23 protein-coding genes are annotated in these 24,643 nt (G+C 62.2%); 9 read left to right on the forward strand and 14 right to left on the reverse strand.

Annotation, left to right across the window (positions count from 1 at the left end; genetic code table 11):
• Nucleotides 1-880: 880 nt before the first annotated feature.
• The 5 genes from ACWTV3_RS03065 to ACWTV3_RS03085 are packed head-to-tail and all read right to left on the reverse strand — an operon-like array spanning nt 881 to nt 6,933.
• Nucleotides 881-1,696: an HpcH/HpaI aldolase/citrate lyase family protein gene (locus ACWTV3_RS03065; RefSeq protein ID WP_498476787.1), complete on the reverse strand. Its 816-nt coding sequence runs from the start codon at nt 1,694-1,696 to the stop codon at nt 881-883.
• Nucleotides 1,693-2,172, reverse strand: a complete 480-nt coding sequence (locus tag ACWTV3_RS03070) for a MaoC family dehydratase (protein WP_498476788.1) — start codon at nt 2,170-2,172, stop codon at nt 1,693-1,695. Before ACWTV3_RS03070 ends, ACWTV3_RS03065 begins: the two co-directional genes overlap by 4 nt.
• Nucleotides 2,169-3,356: an acyl-CoA dehydrogenase family protein gene (locus ACWTV3_RS03075; protein ID WP_197124017.1), complete on the reverse strand. Its 1,188-nt coding sequence runs from the start codon at nt 3,354-3,356 to the stop codon at nt 2,169-2,171. The genes ACWTV3_RS03070 and ACWTV3_RS03075 overlap by 4 nt, the downstream gene beginning before the upstream one ends.
• Entirely contained in the window at nt 3,353-5,332 is a 1,980-nt protein-coding gene (locus ACWTV3_RS03080) for an acetyl/propionyl/methylcrotonyl-CoA carboxylase subunit alpha (RefSeq protein ID WP_498476789.1), read from the reverse strand. Before ACWTV3_RS03080 ends, ACWTV3_RS03075 begins: the two co-directional genes overlap by 4 nt.
• Nucleotides 5,332-6,933: a carboxyl transferase domain-containing protein gene (locus ACWTV3_RS03085; protein WP_498476790.1), complete on the reverse strand. Its 1,602-nt coding sequence runs from the start codon at nt 6,931-6,933 to the stop codon at nt 5,332-5,334. Before ACWTV3_RS03085 ends, ACWTV3_RS03080 begins: the two co-directional genes overlap by 1 nt.
• A 99-nt stretch (nt 6,934-7,032) precedes the next feature.
• Here ACWTV3_RS03085 and ACWTV3_RS03090 point away from each other — a divergent pair, with 99 nt between their 5' ends.
• Entirely contained in the window at nt 7,033-7,608 is a 576-nt protein-coding gene (locus ACWTV3_RS03090) for a TetR/AcrR family transcriptional regulator (protein WP_498476791.1), read from the forward strand.
• A gap of 214 nt (nt 7,609-7,822) precedes the next feature.
• Complete coding sequence (locus tag ACWTV3_RS03095) at nt 7,823-8,431, forward strand: hypothetical protein (RefSeq protein WP_498476792.1); 609 nt, start codon at nt 7,823-7,825, stop codon at nt 8,429-8,431.
• Between the two features lie 73 nt (nt 8,432-8,504).
• Here ACWTV3_RS03095 and ACWTV3_RS03100 read toward each other — a convergent pair whose 3' ends face one another.
• The 5 genes from ACWTV3_RS03100 to pdhA are packed head-to-tail and all read right to left on the reverse strand — an operon-like array spanning nt 8,505 to nt 13,552.
• A complete protein-coding gene (locus ACWTV3_RS03100; RefSeq protein WP_498476793.1) occupies nt 8,505-9,278 on the reverse strand; it encodes a hypothetical protein in 774 nt (257 codons plus the stop codon).
• Nucleotides 9,275-9,919 (reverse strand): signal peptidase II, encoded by a 645-nt coding sequence (locus ACWTV3_RS03105; protein ID WP_498476794.1) that lies wholly within the window; start codon nt 9,917-9,919, stop codon nt 9,275-9,277. The genes ACWTV3_RS03100 and ACWTV3_RS03105 overlap by 4 nt, the downstream gene beginning before the upstream one ends.
• Nucleotides 9,920-9,954: 35 nt before the next feature.
• The gene (locus ACWTV3_RS03110) at nt 9,955-11,436 is read right to left on the reverse strand and encodes a dihydrolipoamide acetyltransferase family protein (RefSeq protein ID WP_498476795.1); all 1,482 of its coding nucleotides are present in this window, start codon (nt 11,434-11,436) and stop codon (nt 9,955-9,957) included.
• Nucleotides 11,436-12,437: an alpha-ketoacid dehydrogenase subunit beta gene (locus ACWTV3_RS03115; RefSeq protein WP_498476796.1), complete on the reverse strand. Its 1,002-nt coding sequence runs from the start codon at nt 12,435-12,437 to the stop codon at nt 11,436-11,438. The genes ACWTV3_RS03110 and ACWTV3_RS03115 overlap by 1 nt, the downstream gene beginning before the upstream one ends.
• On the reverse strand, nt 12,434-13,552 hold the full coding sequence (gene pdhA / locus ACWTV3_RS03120; RefSeq protein ID WP_498476797.1) for a pyruvate dehydrogenase (acetyl-transferring) E1 component subunit alpha: 1,119 nt from the start codon (nt 13,550-13,552) through the stop codon (nt 12,434-12,436). The genes ACWTV3_RS03115 and pdhA overlap by 4 nt, the downstream gene beginning before the upstream one ends.
• Before the next feature lie 286 nt (nt 13,553-13,838).
• On the opposite strand from pdhA, the gene ACWTV3_RS03125 reads away from it, so the two are divergent.
• A complete protein-coding gene (locus tag ACWTV3_RS03125) occupies nt 13,839-14,552 on the forward strand; it encodes a DUF2510 domain-containing protein (protein ID WP_498476798.1) in 714 nt (237 codons plus the stop codon).
• Nucleotides 14,553-14,590: 38 nt separating this feature from the next.
• On the forward strand, nt 14,591-15,292 hold the full coding sequence (locus ACWTV3_RS03130) for a hypothetical protein (RefSeq protein WP_498476799.1): 702 nt from the start codon (nt 14,591-14,593) through the stop codon (nt 15,290-15,292).
• A gap of 26 nt (nt 15,293-15,318) precedes the next feature.
• Here ACWTV3_RS03130 and ACWTV3_RS03135 read toward each other — a convergent pair whose 3' ends face one another.
• Nucleotides 15,319-16,002 carry a DUF8185 domain-containing protein gene (locus tag ACWTV3_RS03135; RefSeq protein WP_498476800.1) on the reverse strand — a complete coding sequence of 228 codons (684 nt, stop codon included), beginning with the start codon at nt 16,000-16,002 and terminating at the stop codon, nt 15,319-15,321.
• Between the two features lie 31 nt (nt 16,003-16,033).
• On the opposite strand from ACWTV3_RS03135, the gene ACWTV3_RS03140 reads away from it, so the two are divergent.
• From ACWTV3_RS03140 to ACWTV3_RS03160, 5 genes are all read left to right on the forward strand, one after another.
• Nucleotides 16,034-16,888, forward strand: a complete 855-nt coding sequence (locus ACWTV3_RS03140) for an acyl-CoA thioesterase (protein ID WP_498477932.1) — start codon at nt 16,034-16,036, stop codon at nt 16,886-16,888.
• A 424-nt stretch (nt 16,889-17,312) separates the two neighbouring features.
• Complete coding sequence (locus ACWTV3_RS03145) at nt 17,313-18,611, forward strand: quaternary amine ABC transporter ATP-binding protein (protein ID WP_341619636.1); 1,299 nt, start codon at nt 17,313-17,315, stop codon at nt 18,609-18,611.
• Complete coding sequence (locus ACWTV3_RS03150) at nt 18,608-19,567, forward strand: ABC transporter permease (protein WP_498476801.1); 960 nt, start codon at nt 18,608-18,610, stop codon at nt 19,565-19,567. The genes ACWTV3_RS03145 and ACWTV3_RS03150 overlap by 4 nt, the downstream gene beginning before the upstream one ends.
• Nucleotides 19,568-19,670: 103 nt before the next feature.
• Entirely contained in the window at nt 19,671-20,564 is an 894-nt protein-coding gene (locus ACWTV3_RS03155; protein ID WP_498476802.1) for a glycine betaine ABC transporter substrate-binding protein, read from the forward strand.
• 111 nt (nt 20,565-20,675) lie between these two features.
• Nucleotides 20,676-21,911: a glycerate kinase gene (locus ACWTV3_RS03160; RefSeq protein WP_498476803.1), complete on the forward strand. Its 1,236-nt coding sequence runs from the start codon at nt 20,676-20,678 to the stop codon at nt 21,909-21,911.
• 3 nt (nt 21,912-21,914) lie between these two features.
• On the opposite strand, the gene ACWTV3_RS03165 is transcribed toward ACWTV3_RS03160, so the two are convergent.
• The 3 genes from ACWTV3_RS03165 to ACWTV3_RS03175 are packed head-to-tail and all read right to left on the reverse strand — an operon-like array spanning nt 21,915 to nt 24,601.
• Complete coding sequence (locus tag ACWTV3_RS03165; protein ID WP_498476804.1) at nt 21,915-22,382, reverse strand: acyl-CoA thioesterase; 468 nt, start codon at nt 22,380-22,382, stop codon at nt 21,915-21,917.
• A gap of 3 nt (nt 22,383-22,385) precedes the next feature.
• Nucleotides 22,386-24,068: an energy-dependent translational throttle protein EttA gene (ettA, locus tag ACWTV3_RS03170; RefSeq protein WP_498476805.1), complete on the reverse strand. Its 1,683-nt coding sequence runs from the start codon at nt 24,066-24,068 to the stop codon at nt 22,386-22,388.
• Nucleotides 24,069-24,115: 47 nt separating this feature from the next.
• Complete coding sequence (locus ACWTV3_RS03175) at nt 24,116-24,601, reverse strand: DUF6993 domain-containing protein (RefSeq protein WP_498476806.1); 486 nt, start codon at nt 24,599-24,601, stop codon at nt 24,116-24,118.
• Nucleotides 24,602-24,643: the final 42 nt, after the last annotated feature.

The following is a 24,643-nucleotide window of genomic DNA, read 5'->3' on the forward strand; positions in this document are numbered from 1 at the left end:
AGCCCCGAGTCATGCTGCTTATTCAAGTTAAGGGTGAGGCCCTACGGGATGCACCAGCACACCACTAGATTCTAGATATGACCGCAGCAGAAATCTGGACAGTCCTACTCTCGTCTTTCGCATTGATAGTGGCCATTTCTAGTCTCTGGCGTCAGATAGCTCGCGAAAGACAGGAGCAACCGCAGGTAACAGTGAACGGCGTGGCCAGCTACGGGATAAGCGGAGAGAATCCGGACGAACCGCTGTGGTTCATTGACCTGGCAGTAGTGAACGCAGGCGGAACCGCAGTGACCATTGATCACCTAGCTTGGCGAATACTTAATGCTAACGGCGACCCGATTAGTTTGACTGGAGGGACAATTCCAAAGGACATGCCTATGAGGCTGGAGGCACATGATTCAAGATCATGGGAGTATTCGTTCCCTGTCGGAAGCGGAACATTCACGGGCTCGATTGGGCAAGCGTTTGTGTCATATGTACGCCCACCTAGTTGGCTTGAGCGACGGCGGGGCACAGGTGCACGTAGATCAGCGGTTGGCGAGGCAATGGTAATGAGTGAACCGCCAGAACCGTTTGTGTTTCCAAAGTGAGGAAGATGATCCGATCATTCCTGCCTCCTGCGTCCGGTAGCCCATTCGAACGCGCCACTGTCGCGCACTCCGTGCGTGCCGCTCTGTCTATCGGGCGAATTACCTAATTCTGATGCGCCCTGCTGGAACCGGCCGCATAGGTGCTTTTAGTCAATCGCAACCGAGGCCACTCACCGCCACTTACCTTGGTCAACTTCTCTAGTCGCGGGTACCGTGGACACGCACCCGATCGCCGTGCAGCCGCACGCCAAGGAACTTAGATTTGCGCCAGAGAAAAGCTCTCCCAGCGACTAGCTTTCGCGCAACCCCGCCCGAGCAACAACGCACTCCGCATGCCGCAGGATGGGGCCGTCGACCATGCGACCCTCGAAGCTGAAGACTCCGGGCTGCGATTCCGCGGCGGCGAGAAGCGCCCGTGCTGAGGCGATTTGCTCGACCGTGGGCGCATAACTTTCGCGCACAATGGCCACTTGAGAGGGATGAATGCAGGCCGTGGCCGTGAACCCGAGTGCTGCGGCATCCCGAGCCTCAGCAGCCAGACCATCAGTGTCGGCGATGTCGAGATGCACCGCGTCGATCACAGCCTTTGAGTAGGCTCCCGCCGCGAGCAGCACCGACGAGCGCGCATGCAGCGCGACACCGCGGTAGGGACCGGAATCTTCGCGGGACGAGGAGCCGCCGAGCGACGCCACCAAATCTTCGGCACCCCACATGAGAGCAACAACGCACTCCAGCGCCGCCAAACTTGTCGCCGCCAGCACACCGCGCGCCGTCTCGCACAGGGCGATCACGTCGAGGTCAGTGAGCGCATCGAAGTCAGCAACCGACTCCGACTTCGAGAGCATCACCGTGCGATACTCCGTCTGCTCCAACGCCTCGAGGTCACTGTCGTGATCCTCGGTTCCGGCCGGATTCAGGCGCACGATCGTGCGGGCCGGATCCATGGGGTTCGCGATCAAAGCAGCGCGGGCCGCCGCCTTGTCGACACTGGCAACGGCATCTTCAAGGTCGATGATGATGGCATCCGCGCGCTCCAGCGCTTTGGCATAACGATCGGGGCGATCGCCCGGAACAAACAGAATGGACGGCCCTAACGTGAAGCTCACGGTGCGCCCTCCTCAGTCCAGACCATCACCGATCGGGTTGCGACAGCCACCACAACGCCGTCCTGGTTCTTGGCCGTGTGACGCAACGAAATGATTCCCTGGCCGGGGCGCGACTTCGAGAGTCGCTTCTCCAGCACCTCGCTCTCGGAATACATCGTGTCATCGTGATACAGCGGATGCGGAAAGTTGACCTCCGTGAAGCCCAAGTTGGCCACAATCGTGCCCTGAGTCAGTTGAGCCACGGATGCCCCCACCATTGTCGAGAGCGTGAACATCGAGTTCACCAAACGCTGCCCGAAAGGCTGCTGCTCTGACCACGCGGCATCCAAGTGCAGCGACTGGGTGTTCATCGTCATCGTCGTGAAGAGAACATTGTCAGCCTCGGTGACGGTGCGGCCGGGAGCGTGCAAATAGACCGCGCCCTCCTCGAACTCGTCGAACCAGAGACCGCGCTGCTGAATACGTTTGCCGGTCATAGGGTTGCGAACCCCAGCTCACGGGCAATGACCATCATCTGCACCTCAGTGGTGCCCTCGCCGAGCTCCAACACCTTGGAGTCACGGTAGTGGCGGGCGACCGGGTTCTCGTTCATGAAGCCATAACCACCAAAGATTTGAGTGGCATCCCGAGCGTTATCCATGGCCGCCTCGCTGCTGATCATTTTCGCCAAGCTCGCCTCCATCTTGAAAGGAACTCCGGCAACCAGTTTGCGGGCTGCGTCGTAGGTTGCCAAGCGTGCCGAGTGAACTCGGGCCTGCATCCGCGCAATCTTGAACGCAATGTGCTGGTTCGAGCCGATCGAACGACCGAAGACGTGACGCTCGTTGGCGTAACGGATCGACTCCTCCAGGCAACCCTGAGCCGCACCCGTGCAGAGTGCAGAGAACGCGACGCGACCCTCATCCAGAGCCTCAATGAAATTCGCGAAACCACGGCCGCGCTCCCCCATCAGGTTCGCTTCGGGAACCCGCACATTGTCGAACGACAGCGGATGCGTGTCAGAGGTGTGCCAACCGACCTTGTCGTAGGCCGGGTGCACAGTGAACCCGGGCGTACCGTTCGGAACGAGGATCGCGCTCAGCTCGGGCCGACCATTCTCTCGACGCCCCGTGACCGCCGTGACCGTCACAACCTTCGTGATCTCGCTGCCCGAGTTAGTGATGAACTGCTTCGTGCCGTTGATGACCCATTCGCCATCGACGAGCTCGGCAGTGGTCTTTGTTCCCGCAGCATCGGAGCCCGCATCCGCTTCGGTCAGACCGAAACCCGCGAGAGCTTCACCGCGCGCGAGCATCGGAACCCACTGCTGCTTCTGCTCTTCGCTGCCGTGCTTGAAGATTGGCATGGCGCCAAGACCGATGCCGGCCTCGAGCGTGACCGCGATCGACTGGTCAACGCGAGCAAGCTGCTCAATTGCGATGCACAGCGAAACGTAATCCTTGCCCTGCCCGCCGAACTCCTTGGGGAATGGCAAACCGAAGAGCCCCATCTCACCCATCTGAGCGATGATGCCGTAGGGCAGTTCACGCTTCGTGTCGTACTCATACGCTGCCGGAGCAACAACCTTGTCCGCGAAATCGCGCACGTCAGCGCTCAACTTCAGCTGCTCATCGGTGAGGCCGAGGTGGGTGATTTCGCCGCGGGTAGCGTCGTGACTCATGAGGTTTCTCCTTCAGTGCTCGCTTGTGGCGATTCGATTCGGGCAACGATCTGATCGCGCGTGACCAGATCGCCAGGCTTCAAACTGATGTCGACAACCCCATCGAGGGTCGCGACAACGGGGTGTTCCATCTTCATGGCTTCAATCGTGAGCACCGTCTGGCCGGCCGTGACGGTGTCACCGTGCGCGACAGCGACCGCAACAACGGTGCCGGGCATGGGCGAACGCAGTTCGGGATCGACCACACCGGCGACTCTCGCGAGAGTGGCGCGGTGCGCTGCCAGTGACTCGGCGCGGGACTGCATAGTGAGAGCCCAGGAAGTGCCCTCCTGCGCGATCCACACCGTTGCCTCAACCGTTTCGATCGTGAGGCGGATGCTCTGCGTGCCCCACTCGATACCGGTACTCGTCAGGCGAGCCGGGGTGGTGGTGCCGTCGATCGTGACTTCCGCTGCGCTGGGCGGGCCGGCAACCAGGACCTCGTGCACCTGCCCCGCACTGGCGAGACGGTAGCGGGCTGGGCGATGGTTTCCCACGCGCCAACCGGAGGGGCGTTGCCAGGGTGAGCCCGGCATCCAGCGATCGGAATGGATGCTCAAAGCCGCCGCTGCGAGCACCGCCGGAGTTGGGGCGGCGAATTCGATCTCGGTGAGGGCCCGCTCGATGAGGCCCGTGTCGAGGTCGCCCGTGCGCACATCGTCGCGGTTGAGGAGAGCCCGCAGAAATTCGATGTTGGTCGTGACGCCCAGGATGACGGTGTCGGCGAGAGCGCGGTCGAGTTTCGTGAGGGCTTCGTCACGGGTTGCCGCGTGCGAAATGACCTTCGCGAGCATGGGGTCGTAGTTGGCGGAGACGGTGCCGCCTTCGACGAGCGAGCTGTCGACGCGCACATCGTTCGCTTCGTGAAGCGCAACGATCTGGCCGGCGGACGGCAAGAAGTCGTTCGCGGGATCTTCGGAGTAGATGCGCGCCTCGACCGAATGACCGGTGAGCACCGGCGTCTCCACCGCGAGCTTCTCGCCGGCGGCAATGCGCACTTGCCACTCCACGAGGTCGATTCCCGTGACCATTTCTGTCACCGGATGCTCCACTTGCAGGCGCGTGTTCATCTCCATGAAGAAGAACTCGTCTGGCGCATTGTCGGAGACGAGGAACTCGACGGTGCCCGCGCCCACGTAGTTCACGCTGCGCGCGACCTCGCAGGCGGCTTCACCGATGCGCTGCCGCGTTGCCTCATCGAGCAGGGGCGACGGCGCTTCTTCGATGATCTTCTGGTGGCGGCGCTGCAGCGAACATTCGCGCTCCCCCAAGTGAATCGTGGTGCCGTGGCTATCGGCCAGCACCTGCACCTCAATGTGGCGGGGCTTCTCCACGAGGCGCTCGAGAAAGAGAGTGTCATCTCCGAATGCGGCACTGGCCACGCGACGAGCAGAGTCGAGCGCGCCCGCGACGGCGTCGGGCTCGCGCACGATCGTCATGCCCTTGCCACCGCCACCAGCGGACGGCTTGATCAGCAGCGGGAACCCGACCTCGGCGGCAGCGGCCACGAGATCATCGTTCGTCATGTCCGGCTCAGCGATGCCGGGGATCACCGCGACACCGCGCTCGGTCACGTGCTTCTTCGACGCGATTTTGTCGCCCATGATCTCAAGCGCTTCGACGCCGGGGCCGATGAACGTGATTCCGGCGGCGGCGCAGGCCTCGGCCAAGGACGCGTTTTCGGAGAGGAAACCATAGCCCGGGTGGATCGCGTCGGCGCTCATGCCCGAAACGGCATGGGCGGCAGCAACGATCGATTCGACCGAAAGGTAATTGTCGATCAGTACCGCGGCATCCGCGACTCGAACGTGATTCGCGTCACGATCGTGCTCGGTGTAGACCGCGATCGAGCGGATGCCCATCGAGTGCAGGGTGCGCGTGATGCGACAGGAAATTTCGCCACGATTGGCGACCAGAACAGCAGAGAACATCGCCATCACATCCGGAAGAGGCCGAAGCCCGGGTCGGGCAGCGGGGTGGCCGCGGCGATATCGAGGGCCATGCCGAGCACGTCTCGAGTGTCTTTGGGGTCAATGATTCCGTCATCCCAGAGGCGGGCTGTCGAATAGTACGGGCTGCCCTGACGTTCGTATTGTTCGCGGATGGGCTTCTCGAACTCGACCTTGTCGTCGTCGGTGAAGGCGTCTTCGCCGAGCTGATCGCGGCGCACCGTGGAGAGCACAGCAGCAGCCTGCGGGCCACCCATCACCGAGATGCGGGCGTTGGGCCACATCCACAAGAAACGTGGCGAATACGAGCGGCCACACATCGAGTAGTTACCGGCCCCGAACGAGCCGCCGATGACGACCGTGAACTTGGGAACGCGCGTCGTTGCGACCGCGGTCACCATCTTGGCGCCGTTCTTGGCGATGCCGCCGGCCTCATATTCCTTGCCGACCATGAAACCAGAAATGTTTTGCAGGAACAGCAGCGGGATGCCGCGCTGATCACACAGTTCGATGAAGTGCGCGCCCTTGAGCGCCGATTCGCTGAACAGCACCCCGGCGTTAGCAACGATGCCGATCGGATGCCCGTGCAGCGTCGCGAACCCGGTGATGAGCGTCGTGCCGTACTCCTTCTTGAACTCGTGGAACTCGCTGCCATCGACGAGCCGCGCGATCACTTCGCGCACTTCGTAGGGGCTCTGCACGTCGGTCGGCACGACGCCGTAGAGCTCGTCAGGGTTGACGGCGGGAGGCCGCGAGGCGACAACATCCCACGCGGGAGCAGCAGGCTTGGGGATCGTCTTGATGATGTCCCGCACAATTTCGAGCGCATGGCGGTCGTCGTCGGCCAGGTGGTCGGTGACGCCAGAGGTGCGCGCGTGCACGTCTCCCCCGCCGAGTTCCTCGGCCGTGACGATCTCGCCGATGGCGGCCTTCACGAGCGGCGGCCCGCCTAAGAAGATCGTGCCCTGATTGCGCACGATGATCGTTTCGTCGCTCATCGCGGGAACGTACGCGCCACCCGCGGTGCACGAGCCCATGACCGACGCGATCTGCGGGATGCCGGCCGCCGAGAGCCGAGCCTGGTTGTAGAAGATGCGCCCGAAGTGGTCGCGGTCGGGAAAGACCTCGTCTTGCATCGGGAGAAAAGCACCGCCCGAGTCCACGAGGTAAACGCACGGCAGCTTGTTCTCGAACGCAATCTCCTGCGCCCGCAAGTGCTTCTTGACGGTGAGGGGAAAGTAAGTGCCGCCTTTGACGGTCGCGTCATTCGAGATCACGAGCACGGGGCGAGAGTGGATGAGGCCGATACCGGCAATCACGCCAGCGCCGGGAGCCTGGTCGTCGTAGATTCCATTCGCGGCGAGCGGGGCGATCTCAATGAACGGGCTGCCCTCATCGAGCAGTTCATCGACGCGATCACGAGGCAGCAGCTTGCCGCGGGAGACGTGGCGTTCGCGAGATTTCTCCGAGCCGCCGAGAGCCGTCGTCGCGAGTCGTTCGCGCAATTGCTCGACAAGGCCGCGCATTGACTCTTCGTTAGCCGCAAACGTCGGGTGGGACGGTTGAGCGGCCGTGGAAATCTTCTCCATCGAACACCTTCGTTCAGCGCAGCTTGTGGCCACTTGGGTTAGTCATTACTAACTGAATTTAGGTTAGCGAGCATTAACCGAACTGTCTAGACTCAGAACATGAACGAGACGCCAACTCCGCGCAGCCAAGCGAAGGCCGACCGCCGCGAGGCCCTCCTCGACGCCGCCGCCAGCCTCTTCGCCGAGCGCGGCTTCACGCGCGTCTCGCTCGAAGAACTCGGCGCCGCGGCCGGCGTAAGCGGCCCTGCCGTGTACCGCCACTTCGACGGCAAACAAGACGTGCTCGCCGCGATACTGGTCGACGCCAGCTCCAGCCTGCGCGCCGGAGCCCAGACCGTGATCGAAAACGCCCCCACAGCACGCGCCGCGCTCGAAAACCTTGTTCAGTTTCATGTTGAATTTGCGCTCCGCAATGCCAACGTCATCCGGGTGCAAGACCGCGACCTCGACAGCCTCACCGACGACGACCGCCACGAGGTGCGCGCCCTGCAGCGCAGCTACGTCGAGCAGTGGGTTGCCACACTCGCCCGCCTGCATCCGGATGCCGCGACCACCGAGTTGCGCACCCGTGCTCACGCCACCTTCGGGCTCATCAACTCCACTCCCCACAGCGGGCGCGCGGGCGCGACGCGTGCCGTGCTCGAGCGGATGGCGTTGGCCGCCCTCGACGCCTAGCGCCGCAACCGCAGCCGGATGCCTCAACCGCAGCGCCCGCGTCACCGCAGCGCCGCACAAAGAGACAGCGCTGGGCAAGCCCATAGGCGCCTCACTGGGTTACGGCAGAGCTTGCTCATGACCCGTGCAGCCTCACCACAGCGCTCTGATAGAACCGGCGCGCACTGTTGATTTTGTACACCGGAGATTCCGGATAGGACGAAAAGGATCAACAATGAACAAGAAACTGATCACCGGAGCAGCCGGCGTAGTGCTGGCGTCCTGTGTCGGACTGGGCATTGCTTTGCCCGCCCAGGCTGACACGATCGACACTGCGACCACGGCTGCCACCGTGGTGGCCTCCGACAGCACCTCCGACAGCACAGCGGATGGCGATCGTGCCGGGCGCGGACATGGTCGCGGCCTCGACGCGGCCGGCCTTGCCACCAAGCTCAACCTCACCGAGACTCAGGTCTCGGATGCTCTAGCGGCGTTGCGCGACAGCACGGAACCCCCCGAATGGCTCGATTCCGACGCCACCGACGACGAGCGCACCGCAGCAAAGGATGACCGCCGAGCAGCCCTCGTTACGTCTCTCGCTGCCGAACTCAATGTGGACGAAGACACGCTCACCGCTGCCCTCACCGAGCTTCGCGACGAGCATGAGGCCGAGCACGAAACCAACCCTGACGCCTACAACGGTGAGCGCGGAAACCATGGCGACCGCGCAGATCGTGCTGAGCACGCAGACCGTGGCGACCGCAGCCAGATGGGTGACCGCAGTGGCTCTGCTGACGCCAACACCGACACCAGCACCGAAACCGAAAGCGACACCGAGGAGTAAGCCTCACCCCGCACACCTCCCCCAGGACGAAGGGCCTGCGACTGATCGGTCGCAGGCCCTTTCGCGTGAGGGGTTAAGCGCCGCCGTCGAGGCTGCCGAGTCGACGCAGCACGGCGTTGAGAAGCGTGCCCTCGGCATCCGGAATCACGTGATGGTTCAGGTAGATGCCTTCGAGCCACGGCAGCACTTCTTCGGCCGCCATACCAATCGTGCTCCAGTCGACGCCGGGAACGGCTTTCGAGCGCGGCTCTCCCGTGCGCGGGTCCGTCCACGCTTCAGCGATGGGTTGGTCAGGCTCGGACTCCCCCGCGCCCCACAACAGGGCGATCGGATGATTTTCGCCGTCGATGTGGTCATGGCCCACGGTGCCGGCACCGAGCCACGGCAGCGTCAGAAGCTCGCCCTCGACCTCAATCTCGAGCAGATCGAGCTGAACGGGGTCTGCTACTTCGCAAATGTAGAGATCGAAACCGGCGTCGTGCCACGCTGCGGCTTGGGTGATGTCGTCGAGCAGGTGCGGTAGCAGCGCGTGAAAGTCGCTCGCGAGTCGGGTTGCCCACTGCACGAGCGTGCGCGTGTCATTCGCCGACCACGGGCTCGTTTCGCGCGGTTCGCCTTGCGCGCTGTGAAAGTGGTGGTTGACGCCCTCGCTCGTGGTCTCGCAGTGCAGCTGGCCGTTCGCGTACTCAACGTGCAGGTCGCTCAGGTTGGCTTCGTCATCCCAGCCGGCGAAAAGTTCCGGCGCTGCCAGCGTCGGCGGCAGGTCGATGGGCGGAGTGCGCCGCGTGCCGAGGTTGAGAACTGCCCGCAGCCGCGTGTTGGGCATGCGGAGGCTGAGATCAGTCATTCGCTTGTCGAGGGCCGAGCCGCAGCATCCGCTTCGGAGTCGGGCGTGACATCAGTCTTCGCATCAGCGTTAGCGCGAGCGGCGACCGGTTCTGGCTTGGCGGCAATGCCCATGATCGAAAGGATGACGATCATGATGGCGCCGCCGACGAGAGCAATGTCGGCGATGTTGCCGATGAAGTATCCGTTGTAATTGATGAAGTCGACAACGTGGCCGCGAGCAAAACCGGGGTCGCGGAACAGGCGGTCACCGAGGTGAGTGATCGCGCCGCCGAGGAGCATGCCGAGGGCAACTGCCCAGGCGCGCGACTGCACGGTCAATGAGTACCAGATGATGGCGACGACTGCGATCGCCGCAATGATCGTGAGCACCCAGGTGAACTCCTCGGCGAGCGAGAAGGCAGCCCCGGGGTTGTAGACGAGCTGGAACGACAGCAAATCACCGATGATCGGGATGTTCTCGCCACCGCTGAGGTTGGCTTCAGCCCACCACTTGCTGAGCTGGTCAGCAGCGATCACGAATGCGGCGAGCGCAAAGAGGCCCACGAGCAAACGGCGCGGTGCGCGCGGGGTCGTCGCCGGGGTGGCCGGGGTGGTCGCCGTCGTCGGAGTGGCCGCAGCAGGGTCGAGATTCTCGGTCATAAGACCATTCTTACCTGTTGCGGCCACCGCCGCTGTCACACCATCGTCAGAACGGTGCCGGGGTCGTTCAGAATCGAGCCAACATCGGTCAAGAATCTGGCGCCCTGCTCGCCGTCGACGAGTCGGTGATCGAACGAGAGACTCAACGTCATGACGTCGCGCAGCGCGACTTCTCCGAGGTGTTCCCACGGCATCCTGCGTACGGCGCCCATCGCCAGAATCGCGGCTTCGCCCGGGTTCAGGATGGGTGTGCCCGCGTCGATGCCGAAGACTCCGACGTTGGTGATCGAGATCGTTCCGCCGCTCAACGAGGCCGGAGTGGCCTTGCTCGCGCGCGCATTACGGGCCAGATCACCAATTGCTTCGGTGAGTTCGGCGAGATTCATGGCGTCGGCGTCCTTGAGGTTTGGCACCATGAGGCCCCGCGGCGTCGCGACAGCGATACCGAGGTTGATGAACCCGAACTCTACGATCTCGTTGGCATCGGCATCCCACCGCGAATTCAGCGAGGGGTTGCGCGCTACACCGATGCACAGCGCCTTCGCCACCACGCCGAGCACCGACGATGCGGTTCCCTTGGCCTTGAGCTTCGCGACCAGTTCTACCGTGCGCGTGACGTCAATCGTCAAGAACTCGGTGACGTGCGGTGCCGTGAACGCACTCGCGACCATGGCGGCCGCGGTTGCCTTGCGCACCGACTTGATCGGCGTACGGGTTTCGCGCGGACGCGAGCCCGCAAGCGCTCCCCTGCCAGTCGGGGCGGATGCTCCCGCTCCCGCGTCATCGTCAGCCAGCGCTCCGGCGGCTGACGTTTCCGCCGCGCCCAGCACGTCATCCCGAGTGATGATGCCCTCGGGCCCCGTTCCAGTCACCTGCGTAAGGTCAACACCACGGTCGGCGGCAAGCTTGCGCACCGGTGGCGTTGTCTTTGTGCGGGCGTCGGCCTGCGAGACTGCGGGCTCCGAGGATGCGGCCGTAGGGGCATCGGTAGTGGATGTCGCAGGCTCTGCCACGGTGCCGGATGCGGCATCCGCAGCTGGCGATGACACTGCCGCTGACTCTGCCACCGCCGGTGCACCACCGCCCTTGCGCGGCTTGCGCGTGGGGCGCTTGCCGCTCTCCACGGCGGGGCCGTAGCCGACGAGCACCGAGTTTCGTTCGGGGGCGGCCTCTGCCGCAGCCGCGGTGTCTGCGCCGTTCGCCTGTGTCGCATCATCCGCAGCACCGCTTGAATCGGTGGCACTGCTCGAACCGCTGTCGCCCGCGGGCCCACCACCCTCCAGCTCGAACGTCACGATGCGCGTGCCGACCTGCACGGTCGAACCTGGCTCAGCGTGCAGGGCCGAGATCTTGCCGGCAACGGGCGAAGGCAGAGAGACGATCGCCTTGGCGGTCTCCACCTCAGCAATGGGCTGATTGAGCGTCACGAGGTCGCCAACAGCAACATGCCATTCCACGAGCTCAGATTCGGTCAACCCCTCGCCCAAATCGGGCAGGGCAAACTCTTTGACAGCCACTATGCGCTCCAACCGGTGAGTGAATTCACGCGACCCAGCGCACGGTCAACACCGTCGAGGATGCGGTCGAGGTCGGGCAAGAAATGGTCCTCCAACTTCGCCGCCGGGTACGGCACATCGAAACCCGTAATGCGCACCGGAGCCGCCTCCAAGTAGTAGAAACAACGATCGGTGAGCGTCGCAGCAATCTCGGCACCGAGGCCGCCAGATTCCGATGCCTCGTGGGTGATCACGAGCCGCCCCGTCTTCTGCACGCTCGCCGAAACAGTGTCGAAGTCGACCGGGGAGAGCGAGCGAAGATCGATCACTTCAATAGAGATGCCGTCATCGGCGGCGGCGACTGCGGCATCCAGAGCTGTCGCAACGAGCGGACCATAGGTCACGAGCGTGACGTCGGTTCCCTCGGTCACCACCCGGGCCTTGCCCATCGGCAGACCGGTGGCGTCTTCGTCGACCTCGCCCTTGGTCCAGTAGCGGCGCTTGGGTTCGAAGAACAGCACGGGGTCATCGCTCGCGATCGCCTCACGCAGCATGCTGTGGGCATCCTGCGGGGTCGAACACGTCACAACGCGCAGTCCCGCGGTGTGCGCGAAATACGCTTCGGGCGACTCCGAGTGGTGTTCGACCGCGCCGATACCGCCGCCATAGGGAACCCGAATCGTCAACGGCATCCGCACCTTTCCGGCCGTGCGGTAGTGCAGCTTGGCGACCTGGGCAACGATCTGGTCGAAGCCAGGGTAGATGAAGCCGTCGAATTGAATCTCGCAGACCGGGCGGTAGCCACGGAACGCGAGGCCAACGGCCATACCGATGATGCCAGCTTCAGCAAGCGGGGTGTCGATCACGCGGTCCTTGCCGAAGTCGCGCTGCAGCCCGTCGGTGACGCGGAAAACGCCACCGAGGGTTCCGATGTCTTCGCCGAGCAAGACTACTTTGTCATCGTCGCTGAGCGCACGCCGCAGTCCCGAGCCGAGAGCTTTCGCCAGAGTGAGTTCAGTCATTTGTCGAATCCCTCGAGGTAGGCCTTGTACTGACTCTTTTGACGCGCGAGCCCCGAGTGCTCGGTCGCATAGACGTTGTCGAACACGCTGAGCGGTTCGGGGTTCTTGAGCGCCAAGCATCCGGCGCGGAATTCTGCCGCCACCTCGTCTGCTCGGGCTTGAATGGATGCCGCCAGTTCGTCGGTCAGCACCCCTTCGCTGCGCAAAAATGCTTCCACGCGCGCGATGGGATCTTTGGCTTCCCACTCTTGTGCGACCTTCGGGTCGACATAGCGGCTCGGGTCGTCAGAGGTGGTGTGCGGCCCGCGACGGTACGTCACCGCTTCGATGAAGGTGGGACCGCCGCCGGTGCGAGCACGGTCAAGAGCACTGCGGGTCGCCGCCATGACAGCCAACACGTCGTTGCCATCGACTCGGATGCTCGGAATCCCGAACCCCGGAGCCCGATCGGCAATCGGCCGCTGAGCTTGAAGCCCCACGGGCTCAGAAATTGCCCACTGGTTGTTCTGGCAGAAGAAAATCACGGGAGCGTTGAAGGAGGCGGCGAAAACCATCGCCTCGTTGACATCCCCCTCGCTCGTAGCACCGTCTCCGAAGTACGCGACAGAGACGCTGTCTACGCCGTCAAACGTGCACCCGACCGCATAGCCGGTGGCGTGCAGCGTCTGAGCGCCGATGATGACGGCGGGCGTTGCCATGCCGATTTCGAAGGGATCCCAGCCCGACGATGCCGTGCCGCGCCAGACGCGCACAAGGTCAGGCAACTTGACGCCACGACAGTAGGCGACAGCGTTCTCGCGGTAGCTGGAGAAGACGAAGTCGTCGGGGCGCAGCGTGCGGGCAGAGCCGACCTGCGCAGCTTCTTGCCCCAAGAGTGGTGGCCAGAGGCCGAGTTCACCCTGACGCTGCAGGGCGGTTGCTTCCGTATCGATACGGCGCACGATGATGAGGTCTTCGTAGAGGCTCGCGAGCTGATCACCGGTGACGTCAGAAACCCAAGGGTCGTAGAGTTCGTCGCTAAGCCGTTTTCCGTCAGGGTCGAGAAGTTGTACAAACTCAGGAGTTTGCTTCTTCGCCCCAGACATCTGGGCTTTCACGGGCACGGTGGTACTCATCGTTTCTCCGATCTGCCTTTGCGCTTGCTGGTAAGCCGCGCTCTAGCGATCCTCACAACCGCGATTGGTAAATCGCCGGTTGACCCGAGCCTCGTCGCTCGGAGTTAATCTGACGGTACCTACACACTGGTCCGTTCACAAGACGCCGCACGAAAGTGGCCCCAGATTGAGAGGATGCGCAGCTCATCCTGAGCGCAGAAGAAGCCGCCGACTGGAAGATCGCAGCGAGCCGAATCGCCCGCGAGTAAGTGTCAGCTTTAGCGCTGTTCACCGTTAGAATCGCAGCGTGACTGACGCCTCGAATCCTCTCCCCCCTGCTGGCTGGTACCGCGACCCCGCTGGAGGAGCTGCTCCTCGCTGGTGGAACGGAACAGCCTGGGCCGCTGCCAACACTGTGCCCGCGGATGCAACGCCGTTACCGACGGCGACGTCCACTCCCGCGGCAACTCCGACGCTATCCACCCCAGCGGTGCCTCCGGTCTCGTCGGTTCCTCCCGCCGCACCAATGACTCCCGCCGCACCGACTGCTGTGACGACGACGACGGAAACAAACACCTGGCAGATCTGGGTACTCGCGCTTTTCCCGCTCCTCACGATCCCGTTCTTGTTCACGATCGACATTTCGGTGTTCTTCCCCGCGCCGGGCGAAGATCCGCTTACCGCTCAACTTCGCCAGTACACCGATCCCGGCTACCTGATGCTTTCCGCTGCGGGCTGGCTACTGTACGGGCTCGGTATTCCGCTGGCCATTTACGACCGTCGTGCTCTTCTCGCTCGCGAAATCAGCCGCCCCTTCCACTGGGCTTTCGCCTTCTTGGGAGGGACCGTTTACGTAATCGGGCGCTCCGTTGTCGTACGTCGCCGCACTGGGCAGGGTCTTGCGCCGCTGTGGGCTGCAATTGCGGTTCAAGTGATCGGACTCATCGCTAGCCTCATCTTCATGGCTCGCGTAATCAGCCTCGCAATCGAGTGGACGAACACCATGAATTACAACTACTAACTCTCTCCTCGCCCCGTATCCTCCCGTAAAATGAAGTGGTGAACGACTCAATGACTTCTCGTGCTCCCGGCTGGTATTCCGACCCCTCAGGGCGCGGAGGTCAAGCGTGGTGGAATGGCACTTCCTGGGGCCCTTCGGAGTACGTTCCCGGCGGCAAGGTCGTTGGCTACCAGCCCACGAACCAGCCAGCGCTGACCAGCGCGGCACCCCCTCAGGCTGTCCCGACCAGCAGCGCCACTACGGTTTCGCCAGCCATCCCAACCGCCGCTGCGACAGAAACACCCTCGCCCCATACTTGGCAGGCGTGGGCAATTATCGTGCTCTCGCTGCTGCCGTTCGTGGGGTCCAGCTACATCACGGCAACCACGGCTGCACTCGACACGAGCCTGTTGTCATCCGATGAGCAGTTCGCGATCGTCACCAACCCGCTCTATGCCGTGGCCATGGGCAGCATTTGGTTTGTCTTCATCGCCAACTTCTTCTTGGCCCGGTCAGACGGCAAGAAACTGGCGAGCCGCGGAGTGCCATACCCCATGCCGTGGGGCCTGATCTATTTCGGCGCCTTCATCTTTGTGATTGGGCGTACAGCCAACGTGAAGCGCTATCTCGGTTCCGGGCTTTCACTTTTCTGGGCGACTCTTGCGGTTCAAGTTCTCGGTGCGGCCGTGATCACCTGGGGTGCGTTCACGGCGATATCGAACTTTGGATCAAACTTTGGCCCGCTCGGCGGCGGCCTCTAATCCATTCTTCGCGTGTGGAGCAGTTCTTAGCGGGCGACTGACCACGCGCGGCGCTTGACGAGCACGTGGCCGCGCTTGGTTGTCAGCCGCGTCCACGCGCCTGACTCGTAGATGGATGCTGCTTCTTCGTCATCGCCGATAAACCCGAGGCTCACCGCCGCGAATCCTGCACCCGCCGGAATGTAGTCGGGTTCGTCGAGCGGACGCCCCCAGACTTCGGTGCGCACCTTGTGCACGAGCGCTTCGCCGGTGCCGGCGGGAATCGCTTCAGCAACTTCGTCGATTCCAGCGCGGGCGGCTTCTTCGAGCACGGCGCTCGGCACAGAATCAATCGCCACCCATCCCCCGCGTGGCGGAGTGATGGCCGCCCACGTGACGGTGTTGACACTCATCGGCAAACGGACGGCGACGGGCTCACCCACGGTATCCGCTGATTCCTCGGCTGCGCTCTCAGTGCGCGCCAGCAGAGAACGAACGGGAACTACGGCATCGAACTCGTCTTTCGAAGCGAGAGCAAAGGTGCGCAGGCCCAGTACCGTGGGGCTCTGATCGAGCAGTCCGGCGGGGTGCAGCACAGAGACATAGACGGCGAGTACACCGGCGCCACCGATGAGTCGAACGGAGCCCTCATCCACTCGGGCAGCTCGGCCCAAGAAAACCTGCAGGTCGCCCAGCGCAAGGGAATCAACCAAAGTAAACGTTGCAGTCATAGGCCTCTAAACTACAGGCATGAGCGACCCTATGTCTGGGCTTCTGACTGCCCTCGATCTGACCGACACCGGCGCACGAACAAGCGAAGACATTTTCACTGGTCCTAGCCAGTGGATGCCGCAGGGCCGGGTGTTCGGAGGGCAGGTGCTAGCGCAGGCCCTCGTTGCCGCGCAGCGCACCATTGCCGAAGAGCGTTCGGTGCATTCGATGCACGGCTACTTTCTGCGCCCCGGCAATATCGAACTCCCTATTACGTTCTCGGTTGATCGCATTCACGACGGCCGTTCGTTCTCCACGCGCCGCACGCAGGCCTATCAGGATGGCGTGCCGATTCTGTCGGCCATCGCCTCTTTTCAGGACGACGATGAGGGTCTCGACCACCAGATCGATATGCCCACTGATTTGCCGGATCCCGAATCGCTGCCGACAACGGCGGAGGTTCTCGCGGCCTTCGATCATCCCGTCGCTCGCTACTGGGCCTCCGAACGCCCGTTCGACATGCGTTACGTCACGTCACCGATCTTCCTTGGCGTCGATGGCGGAAAGGTTTCGCATCAGGCTGTCTGGCTCAAATCGGTAGGCCCGATGCCCGACGACATGAACTTGCACCGCGCTGCGCTCGCCTACGCGAGCGATTACTCGATCTTGGAGTCGATCATGCGCCGGCATGGCTTGGCCTGGGTCACGCCCGGCATCAAGGTCGCGAGCCTCGACCACGCCATGTGGTGGCACCGTGATGCCCGCGTGGATGAGTGGCTGCTCTATGTGCAGGAGTCGCCGAACGCCATTGGCGGGCGTGGCCTCTCGCAGGGGCGCATCTACGACCGCGCGGGGCGCCTGATCGCCAGCGTTGCGCAAGAGGGAATGGTTCGACCGCCGCGCTAGCGCACGACCGTTTCGTCAAATTGGTCGGTTAATTCGACACCGTTGGGTAACAAAAGAGTAACGAAGGCGACCCCGCTCGATCCCTACTGTGCTGCGGATCGGCGACTACGCCCGGCACGAGATGTCCCCAATTTGGCGGACTCCAGCCTGCGAGAACCCTTAAAAAACGTTACCGTTGTTATCGGCCTTGCCCCCGGTGTGCCCGTTTTTGGGTCCTGTCGGCAAGGTGCTACGAATCAGGCCGCGCGCGCCACCCCAGCACTGGGATGTCGTTCGTATGGTTGTTTCGCAGTGGAGTTGCTCCGAAAGCGCTCCCTTATCGTTTCCCACCAGAATCACCCAAGGATTCGACAGAGCCCTGCGTTCAACCCGGACCGTAATCGAGAGAAGCGAAGCCCTCAAGGTGCCGAGTAATCAGGAGAACGTGACCGAGAAATTTGCTGTCAGCGCCAAAAACATCTACAAGGTTTTTGGACGTCGCCCCAATGAAGCAGTAGAGAGGCTCCAGCACGGCGCCTCCCGTGATGAGATCACCGAACTGGGCACCGCAGCCGTTATCGATGCGAGCTTCGACGTTCTGCCCGGCGAAATCTTCGTCGTTATGGGTCTTTCCGGTTCCGGAAAATCCACCCTCATTCGCATGCTCAACGGCCTCTGGGACACGACATCCGGTACCGTCACCGTCGGTGGCGACCTCATCACCGGCATCTCAGCTCCCAAGCTGCGCGACGTTCGTCGTCGCCGCATCTCGATGGTGTTCCAGCACTTCGCACTCTTCCCGCACCGTAGCGTTCTCGAAAACGCCGCGTACGCGCTCGAAGTTCAGGGCATCGCCCGCGAAGAGCGACTCGCTCGCGCCCAGAAGACGATCGACCTCGTCGGCCTCAAGGGCTGGGGCCACAAGATGCCCTCCGAACTTTCCGGTGGAATGCAGCAGCGCGTCGGCCTTGCCCGCGCCCTGACCGCCGACACCGACGTTCTTCTTATGGACGAGGCCTTTAGTGCGCTCGACCCGCTGATCCGTCGTGAAATGCAAGAGCAGCTGCTCGAGCTTCAGACCGAACTCGGCAAGACAATCATCTTCATCACTCACGACCTCAACGAGGCCATGTTCCTGGGTGACCGCATTGCCGTCATGCGCGACGGCCGCATCGTTCAGATCGGTACGCCAGAAGACATCCTCACCGACCCGGCCAACGACTACGTTGCTCAGTTCGTTCAGGATGTCGACCGCTCGCGTGTTCTCACGGCCGCCAGCGTTATGGAGCCCGTCCGCGCGACGGTATTCGCCAGTGGCGGACCGCGCGCAGCGTTGAAGGTCATGCGCGACCTTCAGACCTCAACCGCATTCGTGATCAGCCGCGACCGCACCCTTCAGGGTGTCGTTCGCGACGCGGATGTCATGAAGCTGGTTCGCAAGGGCGTTACCGACATGACAACGATCTTGAGCGATGAGTACAACGCTGTCGACGAGAACACCTACCTCTCAGAACTTTTTGTTCCGTCGGTCGAAAGCCCCCTTCCCTTGGCCGTGATCGACGAGCGTGGGCGCCTCAAGGGCGTTGTTCCGCGGGTCACACTGCTCGCCGCGCTCGGCAACGTCACGACCGACACCGGTGAACTGCAGGTCATAGAGCCACCACTAACCGTTTCGACGGACGTCATCACTGATGCCCTCGATGCCAGCGATACGAGCTCCGACGCGAAGGAGGACGCACGATGAACGACTTCCTCAGAATTCCCCTCGGCCAGTGGGTCGAAAATGGCATCGATTTCATCACCGACACATTCGGTTTTGTTTTTGACTTCATCAAGCTGATCATTTCCTCGGTTGCCGACGGAATGAACTTCGTGTTCACGTCGCCGCCGTTCTGGATCATGCTGATCATCTTCGCCGTGCTCGCGTTCGTCGCCCGCGGCTGGCTGTTCTCGCTCGGAACAACGCTCGGCTTCCTTTTGATCCTCAGCTTGGATCAGTGGGAAAACGCCATGGACACGCTGGCGCTCGTCTTGGTCGCTGCAGCTATCGCCGTGCTCATCAGCGTTCCGCTCGGAGTGCTCGCCGCGAAGTACCGCACGGTTTCCACCATCGTGAAGCCCATTCTCGACTTCCTGCAGACGATGCCTGCCTTCGTTTACCTCATCCCTGCTCTCATCCTGTTCCGTATCGGTGATGTTCCCGGAATCGTTGCAACCGTGCTCTTCGCGCTTGCTCCCGGAGTACGCCTCACCGAACTCGGAATCCGCGGTGTAGACAGCGAAGTTGTTGAAGCCGGCCAGGCCTTCGGTTCATCGCCGGGCCGTATCCTGCGTCAAATCCAGCTTCCCTTGGCACTGCCGTCCATCATGGCCGGTATCAACCAGGTGATCATGCTGTCGCTCTCCATGGTCGTTATCGCGTCCATGGTTGGTGCTGGCGGCCTCGGTCAGCCCGTTATCCAGAGCCTGAGCCGTGCGGATGTCGCACTCGGCTTCGAAGCTGGACTTTCGGTAGTGATCTTGGCCATCTTCCTTGACCGCCTCACCGCATCCTTCGGTTCGGGTAAGGGTTACTTCCGATTCATCATCGAATCATTCAACGTTCGCGGTCGTCGCGCAGAATCTGCTGCAGTGGATGCTGCCGCAAACAGCGACACGGCAACAACCGAACCTGCGGAACTCACTCCTCCCGTTCGCTAATTTTCGGGCGCCCACCCGCGCTCGTTTCCCCGCATGCAGAAAACCCTGTGTGCATCGACGTCAACATCGTCGCGCTTTAGCGTTGACAGAAAAGGACGACACAATGAAGAAGCAGACACGCGCTGCAATTGCAATCGGAGCCGCTGCGCTCCTCGGTCTCTCAGCTTGCGCTGCAGGCGGAGACGACACGGCTAGCGGAGACGCTGCTGAGAGCAAGGATCTCAGCATTGCCGTATTCAACGGATGGCCCGAGGGCGAAGCAGTTTCGTACCTCTGGAAGGCAATCCTTGAAGAAGAGGGCTACAACGTAGAGCTCGAATACGCTGACGTCACCCCGATCTTCTCGGGTCTCAGCACCGGAGACTACGACATCGCGCTTGACGGATGGCTCCCCATCACTCACGCCAGCCTCATGGAAGAATACGGCGACACGATCGAGGACCTCGGCGCTTGGAACAGCGAAGCGGGACTGACCGTTGCTGTAAACGCTGATGCACCGATCGACTCGCTCGAAGAGCTCGCAGCAAACGCTGACGCTTTCGGCGACCGCATCGTTGGAATCGAGCCTGGTGCAGGCCTCACCGAGGCAGTACTGAACAACACCATGCCGACCTACGGCCTCGAGGACATGGAACTGTTGACCTCGTCGACTCCCGCCATGCTTGCTGAACTGCAGGCTGCACTCGACAACGGCGAGAACATTGCCGTTACGCTCTGGCGTCCGCACTGGGCCTACGATGCATTCGACATCAAGGATCTTGCTGACCCCGAGGGAACGCTCGGAGACGTTGAAGAAATTCACTCCTTCGCACGCGACGGACTGAGCGACGACATGCCTGAGATCACCGAGTGGATCTCGAACTTCAAGATGGACTCCGAGCTGCTTTACTCGCTCGAGAACGTCATGTACAACGAGTACGACGGAACCGACTTCGAGCCCATCGTTGCTGACTGGATCGCAGCGAACCAGGACTACGTAGACGGCCTCACCAGCTAATACTGTTTTAGCTTTCAGCACTTCGGAGCTGTAACTCACGAAAAGGGGTCGCCTTCGGGCGGCCCCTTTTTGCGTGCGCACGGCAACCACCCAGTGTCACGCTAGGGTCGAATGGTGCCAGCAATTGATAATCCAGTCGTCGTCATCGCTCCCGATTCGTTCAAAGGCAGCCTGACCGCGGCGGATGCCGCAGCAGCCCTTGAGCGCGGTGCACGCGAGATGCTTCCCGACACCGCAACCGTGCTGACGTTTCCCATGGCTGACGGCGGAGAAGGCTCTCTCGACGCTGTACTGGCCGCCTGGCTCCAGCCGGCGCTCACGATGACGACGGTAGATGCCATCGGTCGCGAACGCGAAGCCCGCTACGGCCTAGACAGCGAAGGTCGCCGGGCGATCATTGAAGCCGCACAGTCCAATGGACTCCCCTTCGTCAGCGATGTTCCGCTGCAGTCGCTGCGCGCCGACAGCTACGGCGTCGGCCTTATCGCCGCACGCCTCATCGAAAGTGGCGCGCGCGACGTGACACTCTTTCTCGGCGGCTCCGCAACCACCGACGGCGGCAAAGGTATTCTCCGCGCGCTCGGTGCGCGATTCCTCGACGCCGAGGGTAACGAACTGGCACCCGGAGGGGGCGCGCTAACCTCTCTCTCAACGATCGACCTCAGCGGCCTCATCGACGGCGCACTGGAGACGCAGTGGCGCATCGCCGTCGATGTGACCAACCCGCTGGTGGGAGCACAGGGCGCAGCCCACATCTTCGGGCCTCAGAAGGGGGCTTCGGCATCCGATGTCGCTGTCTTGGACGCCGGGCTCACCCGCCTAGCCGAAGTGTTGGCAGAAACTCCGCTCGCTGCCGAACGCGGTTTCTCTGCCGCCGGCATCTCCGCCCTCCCTGGCATGGGAGCGGGCGGCGGAATGGCCACTCCTCTTGTGGCGCTCTTCGGCGCTGAGTTGGTCCCTGGCGCCCAGCTAGTTGCTGATGCGATCGGGTTGAGCAAGGTAATTGCCAACGCCGACATCATCCTCACAGGCGAAGGCCGGTTCGACTCGCAGTCACTCGATGGCAAAGTTGTCGACTACCTGCGCGGCGCCAAAGGTCCACGCGGCTGGCTCGCGGTTATCGCGGGCAGTGTGGGGATGAGCCCGAGCGAAGCGAAGGCTGCTGGCATTGACGTAGCTCTGCCGCTGGGCTCAGGAATCGAAAGCCGTAAAGAACTCTTCCAGCTGGCGGCTCCCCTGCTCGAAGCACGAGGAGCTCACGCTATTGCCGAATGGATCGAACCCACCGATCTGGACGAAGAGTTTCGCGACGATGAGGGCGACGGCCTCGGAGTTCTTGACGACTAGACGTTAGCGCCGTTTGCCAAACTGCAGTGGCTCTTCGGCATACTGCGCGAAGACCTCGCGTTGCTCAGCACTGATCCGCAGTGGCCGCGAGTTGGCAGCGTCGACGAGCACCAAAGTCGTGGATGCTCGCACATACAACTCGCGCGGTGCAACGTTCACCGGGGTATAGATCTCGTAGCAGACCTCAAGGCTTGCACCCCCGACTCTACCGATCCACATCTCGATGTCGACCGGCTCGCGCACGTACGGGATCGGCAGCAGGTACTCGATTTCTTGGCGCGCAATGAGCGTCATCGTCGGGCCGCCGGGGCGACCATCGAGTACTGCGGTGAGGGGCGCATCCGCTCCCGCCGCGGGCCAGAACGCGTGAATGCGCGCCTCTTCAAGTAGGCGAAACACCTCGGCGTTGTTGACGTGTTGATACGCGTCAACGTCTGACCAGCGCAGCGGGAGCGGTACGTGCAACCTCATCGCTTAGTCGCGCGTGAGCTTGCGGTAGGCACTGCGGTGAGGCTTGGCGGCGTCGGGGCCGAGGCGCTCAATCTTGTTCTCCTCGTAAGCGTCGAAGTTTCCCTCGAACCAGTGCCAGTACGACGGGTTCTCTTCGGTGCCTTCGTAGGCGAGGATGTGGGTCGCGATGCGGTCGAGGAACCACCTATCGTGAGTAATCACCACAGCACAGCCGGGGTATTCGAGAAGGGCGTTCTCAAGGCTTCCGAGGGTTTCAACGTCGAGGTCGTTAGTCGGTTCGTCGAGCAGCAGGAGGTTTCCACCCTGCTTCAGGGTCAGCGCGAGGTTGAGACGGTTGCGCTCACCACCAGAAAGCACACCGGCCTTCTTTTGCTGGTCTGGCCCCTTGAAGCCGAACTGCGAAACGTAGCCGCGCGACGGGATTTCGGTCTTGCCGACCTGGATGAAGTCTTGGCCGTCAGACACAACTTCCCACAGCGTCTTGTTGGGGTCGATTCCTCCACGGCTCTGGTCGACGTAGGAAATATCGACTGTTTCGCCGACCTTAAGGTTTCCAGAGTCGAGCGGTTCGAGGCCAACAATGGTCTTGAAGAGCGTGGTCTTTCCGACACCGTTGGGGCCGATGACTCCCACGATTCCGTTGCGCGGGAGAGTGAAGCTCAGCCCGTCGATCAGCACACGGTCGCCGAAGCTCTTCTTGAGGTTTTTCGCTTCGATGACCTGGGCGCCCAAGCGGGGACCGATCGGGATAACGATCTCTTCGAAGTCCAACTTTCTGGTCTTCTCTGCCTCGTTCGCCATTTCTTCGTAGCGAGCGAGTCGAGCCTTCGACTTGGTCTGGCGGCCCTTGGAGTTTGAGCGCACCCATTCGAGTTCGCTCGAGAGACGCTTCGCGAGCTTGGCGTCTTTCTTGCCCTGCACCTGAAGTCGCTCTTGCTTCTTCTCGAGGTAGGTCGAGTAGTTGCCCTCGTAGGGGTAGAGGTGACCGCGGTCGACTTCGGCAATCCATTCGGCGACGTGGTCGAGGAAGTACCTATCGTGAGTGACGGCCAGTACGGCGCCCGGGTACTTGGAGAGGTGCTGCTCGAGCCAGAGAACGCTCTCGGCGTCGAGGTGGTTAGTGGGCTCATCGAGAAGCAGCAGGTCGGGCTTCTGAAGGAGCAACTTGGTGAGCGCTACGCGGCGCTTTTCACCACCAGAGAGCTTGTTGACGGGCCAGTCTCCGGGAGGGGTGCGCAAGGCGTCCATTGCTTGTTCGAGCTGGGAGTCGAGGTCCCACGCGTCGGCGGCGTCGATCTCCTCTTGGAGGGTGCCCATTTCGGCGAGAAGCGCGTCGAAGTCAGCATCGGGTTCTGCCATTTCGAGGCCGATTGCGGCATGGCGGTCAACCTTGGCCTTGATGGGCCCGACGCCTTCTTGCACGTTCTCGAGAACAGTCTTCGTCTCGTCGAGCTCGGGCTCCTGCATGAGGATGCCCACGCTGTAGCCGGGGCTCAGTCGAGCTTCACCGTTGCTGGGGGTGTCGAGACCGGCCATGATCTTGAGGATCGTGGACTTACCAGCACCGTTGGGGCCAACCACACCGATCTTTGCACCGGGGTAGAACGACATCGTGACGTCGTCAAGAATGAGCTTGTCGCCGACCGCTTTTCGCGCGCGCACCATGGAATAAATGAATTCGGCCATGCGACCATTCTACGGAGCGTTCGGGTTCAGTCGAACCCGTTGAGGAGTTACCAGTCGATCGGTCGAGTCTTTCCGACGAGACAGCTTCCCGTTCCCAACAAAGGTTCGATAGATGACGAGTAGTTGTCGGCGGTGAACTGCCCAATAAGGCACTCCCCCTTGATGCGCACCGAGACGACGATGGAGTCTGCCGCAAGACCAATAGCGGTCGCATCGGGAGTAACTTCCATGTCTTGCTTCTCGAAGCCGTTTTCTACGAGCGTGTCGACGATGCTGCGGCCGTCTCCGCGACCATTCGCGTCGAAAGACTCGTTGTTGAGCATGTCGAAGAACTGGCGGTTACCAGCGGCAGCTTCGCCGGGACGAAGCACAGGCCCCTCAGCCGTAGCCCCAGGTTCGGGTGTGCTACTGGCTTCTGCGGTCGGCGTTGCGGTCGGTTCGGGCTCTTGCGCAACACAACCGCTGAGGGCAATCGCTGCCGCGATGGTAAGTGCGAGAGCAGCACCGAGTCGGCCGGTAGGTCGTACGCGCATTGCATTCCCTTCGTCGGCCACGATTCTTCCGGGCCGCGTCAA

This window comes from Salinibacterium sp. AL4.1, from assembly GCF_059767305.1.

Coding starts and splice junctions, on each gene's coding strand:
- ACWTV3_RS03135 (WP_498476800.1), bottom strand. CDS start 16,002: ATGACTGCAACGTTTACTTTGGTTGATTCCCTTGCGCTGGGCGACCTG.
- ACWTV3_RS03175 (WP_498476806.1), bottom strand. CDS start 24,601: ATGCGCGTACGACCTACCGGCCGACTCGGTGCTGCTCTCGCACTTACC.
- ACWTV3_RS03070 (WP_498476788.1), bottom strand. CDS start 2,172: ATGACCGGCAAACGTATTCAGCAGCGCGGTCTCTGGTTCGACGAGTTC.
- ACWTV3_RS03095 (WP_498476792.1), top strand. CDS start 7,823: ATGAACAAGAAACTGATCACCGGAGCAGCCGGCGTAGTGCTGGCGTCC.
- ACWTV3_RS03100 (WP_498476793.1), bottom strand. CDS start 9,278: ATGACTGATCTCAGCCTCCGCATGCCCAACACGCGGCTGCGGGCAGTT.
- ACWTV3_RS03150 (WP_498476801.1), top strand. CDS start 18,608: ATGAACGACTTCCTCAGAATTCCCCTCGGCCAGTGGGTCGAAAATGGC.
- ACWTV3_RS03115 (WP_498476796.1), bottom strand. CDS start 12,437: ATGACTGAACTCACTCTGGCGAAAGCTCTCGGCTCGGGACTGCGGCGT.
- ettA (WP_498476805.1), bottom strand. CDS start 24,068: ATGGCCGAATTCATTTATTCCATGGTGCGCGCGCGAAAAGCGGTCGGC.
- ACWTV3_RS03105 (WP_498476794.1), bottom strand. CDS start 9,919: ATGACCGAGAATCTCGACCCTGCTGCGGCCACTCCGACGACGGCGACC.
- ACWTV3_RS03085 (WP_498476790.1), bottom strand. CDS start 6,933: ATGGAGAAGATTTCCACGGCCGCTCAACCGTCCCACCCGACGTTTGCG.
- ACWTV3_RS03075 (WP_197124017.1), bottom strand. CDS start 3,356: ATGAGTCACGACGCTACCCGCGGCGAAATCACCCACCTCGGCCTCACC.
- ACWTV3_RS03165 (WP_498476804.1), bottom strand. CDS start 22,382: ATGAGGTTGCACGTACCGCTCCCGCTGCGCTGGTCAGACGTTGACGCG.
- ACWTV3_RS03140 (WP_498477932.1), top strand. CDS start 16,034: ATGTCTGGGCTTCTGACTGCCCTCGATCTGACCGACACCGGCGCACGA.
- ACWTV3_RS03155 (WP_498476802.1), top strand. CDS start 19,671: ATGAAGAAGCAGACACGCGCTGCAATTGCAATCGGAGCCGCTGCGCTC.
- ACWTV3_RS03160 (WP_498476803.1), top strand. CDS start 20,676: ATGGTGCCAGCAATTGATAATCCAGTCGTCGTCATCGCTCCCGATTCG.
- ACWTV3_RS03090 (WP_498476791.1), top strand. CDS start 7,033: ATGAACGAGACGCCAACTCCGCGCAGCCAAGCGAAGGCCGACCGCCGC.
- ACWTV3_RS03080 (WP_498476789.1), bottom strand. CDS start 5,332: ATGGCGATGTTCTCTGCTGTTCTGGTCGCCAATCGTGGCGAAATTTCC.
- pdhA (WP_498476797.1), bottom strand. CDS start 13,552: ATGAGTACCACCGTGCCCGTGAAAGCCCAGATGTCTGGGGCGAAGAAG.